Origin of the sequence: Halomonas cupida (assembly GCF_900142755.1) — a bacterium.
In the GTDB taxonomy this organism is placed as follows: domain Bacteria; phylum Pseudomonadota; class Gammaproteobacteria; order Pseudomonadales; family Halomonadaceae; genus Halomonas; species Halomonas cupida.
In genome coordinates this window covers 224,279-230,808 of the sequence record NZ_FRCA01000010.1, presented here as the reverse complement: position 1 = coordinate 230,808, position 6,530 = coordinate 224,279, and the positions used below count along the sequence as shown (strand labels likewise).

Sequence of the window (6,530 nt, the reverse complement as noted above, 5' to 3'; positions counted from 1 at the left end):
GTTGAAAAATCTGATAGTGCATAGGCTGCACCAAACCTGGCTCAAGGTTCAAACGTCTCGTTTGACGAGTCGCTTGCCTTGATATTTCAGTGACTTCGTCACTGACTCATCGGCAAGCGCCCACATGAATTACCTGATCAAATTGTTAAAGAGCCGCTCCGGTTGACTGGAGCATCCCGCTGATCTGCTTCGCCCTGTCTTGAAGACCCTGGGGAAGCGCCCTGCGAGGAAGGCGTATTCTACAGAACCGGAGGATTTCGTCAACCTCTTTTTCGTGTTGCTCGCCGTTCCGTGGAACTGACGAACCTCGAAGCCGAGGGGCGAATCCGTGATCACTCAGCCGTGCCGAATGAATCCGGAGCCCTCAGCGGTGTTCTGCCGAGAGCGTGGCGGTGCATTCTACCGAATCCGGCGAGAATGTCAAGCGGCGATTCTCAAGAAACACTTTCAAATCAACCACTTCTACCACCTTTCACCGCTTGCGACGTTTGCTCGTCGCCAGCAGCGGATGCGTACTTTACGGATTTAGAAGGCACCCTGCAAGCGGTTTTTTCGGAAACTTCCGAAAGCCTCGAGCGACGAGTCGCGAGCACCGAGCCGTATAGTGCCAGACGTCGGCTCGTAGCTCGTAGCCCACTTTACTCCAGAGACCACAACGCCCGCTTGAAGCGGGCGTCGATCATTACTGCAGTGTAGCAGCTCAGGAGTGATTCGGCCGTAGCTTGCGCATCAGGGCCAGCACCGGACCAGAAGCCACATAGGTGCCGAACAGCAGCAACAGCATCACCGAAGGTTCGATGGAAATCACCACGAAGCCCAACACTATCGCCAGCAGGACCACAAAAGGCACCGGCCCCTTGAGGTCGACATCCTTGAAACTGTAGTAACGGATATTACTGACCATCAGTATGCCGGCCGCTCCAACCACCAGCAGCATCAAGAGCTTGAAGCCCAGCTCGGTGGCGTCGAAACTGTGAAAGGTCCATACACTGGCAGCCACCAGGGCGGCCGCCGATGGGCTCGGCAAGCCGATGAACCACTTCTTGTCGACACTACCGACCTGCACATTGAACCGTGCGAGGCGCAATGCAGCGCAGGCCACATACAGGAAGGCCACTACCCACCCGGTCTTGCCGATGTCCTGCAATATCCAGGTAAATGCCACCAGCCCCGGCGCCATGCCAAACGAAATCATATCGGCAAGGCTGTCGTACTCGGCACCGAACTCGCTCTGAGTATTGGTCATTCGCGCCACACGACCATCGAGACCATCAAGCACCATGGCGATGAAGATCGCCACGGAAGCCGCGGTGAAATCGCCGTTGAGCGCGGAGACAACGGCATAGAAGCCCGAAAACAGCGCCGAAGTGGTAAACAGATTGGGCAACAGATAGATACCACGGCGCCGAACCTTGCGGCCATCTTCCACCGCTTCTTCAATCACCTCTGACTCACGCACGAAAGCACTGGCAAGATCCTCTTCGCCAGAGTCCTTGCTCTCATTGTCGCGACTATTGGCATCGTCACTCATCTGAATCATCCATTGCCTGCTGATAAGACCCTTCATTCTACACAACAACAGGGACAGCCAACGATGCCTGTTGGTTTCACAGTTCAGCGGCCTTCATTACCGGCACAGACACCCTGCCCCCAAAAGCAATACCCACAACCTACTGATACAACGAAGGGGGCGCGGATATCCGCGCCCCCTTCTCTGCCTGCACGAACTCTGATCGTGTCAGCGTCCTGCATCAACAGTGTCCTGCTTCAACATGACCGAAACGGCTGGTCGATCAGTTCTTGCTCTTGTCGACCAACTGGTTGGCAGCGATCCACGGCATCATCGCACGCAGCTTCTCACCCACCTGCTCGATGGGGTGCTCGGCATTGAGGCGACGGCGAGCGGTCATCGACGGGTAGTTGCTGTTGCCCTCGTTGATGAACATCTTGGCATATTCGCCTTCCTGGATGCGCTTGAGTGCATTACGCATCGCGGCACGCGACTCATCGTTGATGACCTCGGGTCCGGTTACGTACTCGCCATACTCCGCGTTGTTGGAGATGGAGTAGTTCATGTTGGCGATGCCGCCCTCGTACATCAGGTCGACGATCAGCTTCAACTCGTGCAGACACTCGAAGTAGGCCATCTCGGGTGCATAGCCGGCTTCGGTCAGGGTTTCGAAACCAGCTTTGACCAGCTCGACGGCACCGCCACACAGCACCGCCTGCTCACCGAACAGGTCAGTCTCGGTCTCATCCTTGAAGGTAGTCTCGATGATGCCGCTGCGGCCACCGCCGATGGCAGCGGCGTAGGACAGACACAGTTCCTTGGCTTGACCGGTTGCATCCTGATGGATGGCGATAAGGTCCGGAATGCCGCCACCGCGAGTGAACTCAGAGCGCACGGTGTGACCCGGCGCCTTCGGTGCGATCATCACAACATCCAGGTCCTTGCGCGGAGTGACCTGGTTGTAATGAATATTGAAGCCGTGGGCGAAGGCCAGAGTTGCGCCTTCCTTGAGGTTCGGCTCGATCTCGTTCTCGTAGATGGCCTTCTGGTTCTCGTCCGGCGCCAGCACCATGACAACATCAGCGCTCTTGCAGGCTTCAGCCACGGAAGCCACCTTCAGGCCAGCGGCTTCAGCCTTGGCCGCGGAAGAGGAACCAGGACGCAGAGCAACCGTTACGCTGACACCGGACTCCTTCAGGTTATTGGCATGAGCATGGCCCTGGGAGCCGTAACCCACGATGGTCACCTGCTTGCCCTGAATCAGCTGGAGGTCACAATCCTTATCGTAATAGACGCGCATGAGGTGCTCCTGAAGTCTTTTACCGCTTGTGCGGCTGTAAATTCGTGGTGGATCGATTATCGATATTCAGCGTTGATGGCCACCCGCGCCGTCTGATGCGGCGCTGGGCTAACGATCGAGCGTCCCTGTGTCGAGACCACTTCGTTCGTGAATGCCCTCACCTTACGCCAGCCCCCATGTTGCGTAAAACGCTATATTTGCAATACTACATTTCTATTTCTGCAACACAGTGATACCACTATGGACTTCCGCCCTCTTCAGCAATTTCTGACGCTGGCTGACACCCTGCACTTCGGACGTGCCAGCGAGGCCTGCCATGTCAGCGCCTCGACACTCAGCCGTGCGATTCGTCAACTCGAGGAGCAGCTCGGCGTAGCCCTGTTTGATCGTGACAACCGACACGTGCTGCTGACGCCCCAGGGCAAGCGCTTTCAACACTATGCCCGGGATGCCCTGGAACAGTGGGAAAGCATCCGTCTCTCCATGCAGAGTGATGCTCAACGGCTGAGCGGTGAAATCAGCATCTACTGCTCGGTAACCGCCAGCTACAGTTTCCTCTACAGCCTGCTGAGCGACTTCCGTCACCGTCACCCGGGCATCGAGCTGAAGCTGCATACCGGCGATCCCGCCCGTGCCATGCAGCGCGTGCTGGCCGGTGACGAGGACATGGCGATCACCTCCAGGCCGCGACAATTACCGGAAGGCCTGGCCTTCAAGTCACTGACTCGATCCGCGCTGGTGTTCATCGCGCCGCACACCGAACACAGCTGGATACCCTCCACACCACAGTCGCCGATGCAGGACCAATGGCGTGAAGTGCCGATGATCCTCTCGGAGTCGGGTCTCTCACGTGACCTGGCCAACACCTGGTTCAAGGCGTTGGGTATCACCCCAACCATCTACGCCCAGGTCGCCGGCCACGAAGCCATCGTCAGCATGGTCGGCCTGGGATTCGGGATTGGTATCGTGCCCCGCATCGTGCTGGATGCCAGCCCATTGAGGGAGAGCGTTCGGGTGCTGCCGGTCAAGCCCGAATTGCCCTATTACGACGTGGGTCTATGCGTACTCAACCGGCGCTTGAAAAGCCCGCTGCTCAACGCCCTGTGGCAGGAAGTGGAAGAGCGTTGATAGAGCCGTAAGCCGTAAGCCGTAAGCCGTAAGCCGTAAGCCGTAAGCCGTAAGCCGTAAGCCGTAAGCCAGAACACAAAAAACCCGCTGAGGCGCTGCCTCAACGGGTTCTCTTCACACTTGCGCTTCATGGGAAGGGGCAAGCGTTCGCTGGAAACGAACTTCGCCAACTTACAGCTTATAGCTTATAGCTCCTTTAGCCACGCAGTGGCTAAAGGCTCAGTACCTTGTCACCGCGAGCGATACCAGAGACACCGGTACGCGCCACTTCCAGCACGCCCACCGGACTCATCGCCTGAAGGAAGGCATCAAGCTTGCTGGCATCGCCGGTGATCTGCACGGTGTACAGGCTCGGCGTCACGTCGACGATCTGCGCGCGGAAGATATCCACCGTGCGCTTTACCTCATCCCGCGCCGCTCCCAGTGCCTTGACCTTGACCAGCATCAGCTCGCGCTCGATGTGATTGCCTTCGGTCAGATCCACCAACTTGACCACATCGATCAGCTTGTTGAGATGCTTGGTGATCTGTTCGATCACACGATCGTCGCCGATGGTGGTGACGGTCAGTCGGGACAGCGTCGGGTCATCGGTCGGCGCAACGTTCAGCGTTTCGATGTTGAAGTTGCGCTGAGAGAACAGGCCCACCACACGCGACAGTGCACCCGGTTCGTTTTCCATCAGAATCGAGATGATATGTCGCATCAGGTCCGCTCCGTCTTGGAAAGCAGCATGTCACGCATGGAGCCGAGAGGCACCTGCATCGGGTAGACGTGCTCGTGGGGATCCACCATCACATCAAGGAACACCAGCTCGTTGGTGTCGGCGAAGGTGCGTTCCAGCGCCGCCTCCAGTTGCTCGTGCCCCTCGACCTTGAGTGCCGTGAACCCATAGGACTCGATCAACTTCTGGAAGTCCGGCAGCGACTCCATGTAGGAGTGCGCATGACGTGACTTGTAGTTGAGGTCCTGCCACTGACGAACCATACCCAGTGAAGCGTTGTTCAGGTTGATGATCTTGACGCCGCCACCGAACTGCTTACAGGTGGAGAGCTCCTGCATCATCATCTGGAAGCTGCCTTCACCAGTGAAGCACACCACTTCCTCATCCGGAAAGTTCTGCTTGATGCCCATTGCCGCCGGGAAGCCGAAGCCCATGGTGCCCAGACCACCGGAGGTGATCAGACGATTGGGCTTGTCGAACTTGTAGTACTGCGCAGCGAACATCTGGTGCTGACCAACGTCGGTGGTCACATAGGCCTCGCCGCGGGTCACACGGCAGACGGCCTCGATGACTTCCTGAGGCTTGAGCACCTCACCCGACTTCGACGGCTCATAGAGCTTGCCGCGACGCTCCTCGCGCCAGCCTTCGATGCTCTTCCACCAGTCACTCAGCGACTCGGGGTTGGCCAACGACTGCCCCTGGACCAGACTGATCATCTCGTTGATCACGCTTGCCGCCGGCCCCACGATGGGGACATCGGCACGCACGGTCTTGGAGATCGAGCTGGGATCGACATCGACATGGATGATCTTGGCCGTCGGACAGAACTTCGAGGTGTTGTTGGTCACCCGGTCATCGAAACGTGCGCCGATGGCAATCACCAGATCCGCATGGTGCATGGCCATGTTCGACTCATAGGAGCCATGCATGCCCAGCCAACCGAGACACTGGTTGTCGCTCTGCGGGAAGGCGCCGATACCCATCAGCGTGGTGGTGATCGGGAAGCCCAACTGCTTGACCAGATCGGTCAGTCCTTCACTGGCCTGGCCAGTCACGACACCACCACCGGTGTAGAACACCGGGCGACGTGCCTTGAGCATCAGCTCGACGGCCTTCTTGATCTGTCCGGTATGGCCGCGCGTCACCGGATTGTACGAACGAATCTTGACCTTTTTCGGGTAGACGTATTCGTAGCGCTCGGTGGGCGATGTCATATCCTTGGGAATATCCACCACCACCGGACCGGGACGACCAGTTGCGGCCAGATAGAAGGCCTTCTTCAGCGTTTCGGGAATTTCGCTGGGATGCCTGATCGAGAAGCTGTGCTTCACGATCGGACGAGTGACCCCGACAATATCGGTTTCCTGAAAGGCATCATCGCCGATCAGATGACTCATGACCTGGCCGCACAGCACGACCATCGGAATCGAGTCCATGTAGGCGGTGGCGACCCCCGTCACCGCATTGGTCGCCCCAGGCCCCGAGGTGACCAGCACTACGCCCGGCTTACCTGCAGCCCGTGCGTAGCCATCGGCAGCATGGGTCGCTGCCTGTTCGTGGCGCACCAGAATGTGTTTGACCTTGTCCTGGCGAAACAAGGCGTCATAGATGTGTAGTGCGGCGCCGCCCGGATAGCCGTAGATATATTCCACGCCCTCATCCTGGAGGAAGCGGGCGATCATGTCCGCGCCTGAAAGCAATTCCACAGATGTATCTCCCCTGGAGGTCTCGAGTGCGATTCGTGCTCATCGGAACACGAAGTCGAGTGCAGCGGTATGCTGCTGCCGGCTCTCCGGCACCTGAATGCCAAACCCTGGCGTCCGTCGGCCCGGTTCGGGCCTGCACTCTCATCACGGCGGGTCACCGCGTCG

At 58.2% G+C, this 6,530-nt stretch carries 5 protein-coding genes; 1 reads left to right on the top strand and 4 read right to left on the bottom strand.

Going from position 1 to position 6,530, the window contains the following annotated elements; all coding sequences use genetic code 11:
• Positions 1-700 precede the first annotated feature (700 nt).
• Both pssA and ilvC read right to left on the bottom strand, forming a co-directional pair.
• Positions 701-1,531: a CDP-diacylglycerol--serine O-phosphatidyltransferase gene (pssA, locus tag BUE38_RS17670; protein ID WP_073436551.1), complete on the bottom strand. Its 831-nt coding sequence runs from the start codon at positions 1,529-1,531 to the stop codon at positions 701-703.
• Positions 1,532-1,793: 262 nt separating this feature from the next.
• Positions 1,794-2,810 (bottom strand): ketol-acid reductoisomerase, encoded by a 1,017-nt coding sequence (ilvC, locus tag BUE38_RS17665; protein WP_073436550.1) that lies wholly within the window; start codon positions 2,808-2,810, stop codon positions 1,794-1,796.
• A gap of 240 nt (positions 2,811-3,050) precedes the next feature.
• On the opposite strand from ilvC, the gene ilvY reads away from it, so the two are divergent.
• Positions 3,051-3,938: an HTH-type transcriptional activator IlvY gene (ilvY, locus tag BUE38_RS17660; protein ID WP_073436549.1), complete on the top strand. Its 888-nt coding sequence runs from the start codon at positions 3,051-3,053 to the stop codon at positions 3,936-3,938.
• A 211-nt stretch (positions 3,939-4,149) separates the two neighbouring features.
• On the opposite strand, the gene ilvN is transcribed toward ilvY, so the two are convergent.
• Together ilvN and BUE38_RS17650 are read right to left on the bottom strand one after the other, a co-directional pair.
• On the bottom strand, positions 4,150-4,641 hold the full coding sequence (gene ilvN, locus BUE38_RS17655; RefSeq protein WP_073436548.1) for an acetolactate synthase small subunit: 492 nt from the start codon (positions 4,639-4,641) through the stop codon (positions 4,150-4,152).
• Complete coding sequence (locus BUE38_RS17650; RefSeq protein WP_073436547.1) at positions 4,641-6,365, bottom strand: acetolactate synthase 3 large subunit; 1,725 nt, start codon at positions 6,363-6,365, stop codon at positions 4,641-4,643. The genes ilvN and BUE38_RS17650 overlap by 1 nt, the downstream gene beginning before the upstream one ends.
• Positions 6,366-6,530: the final 165 nt, after the last annotated feature.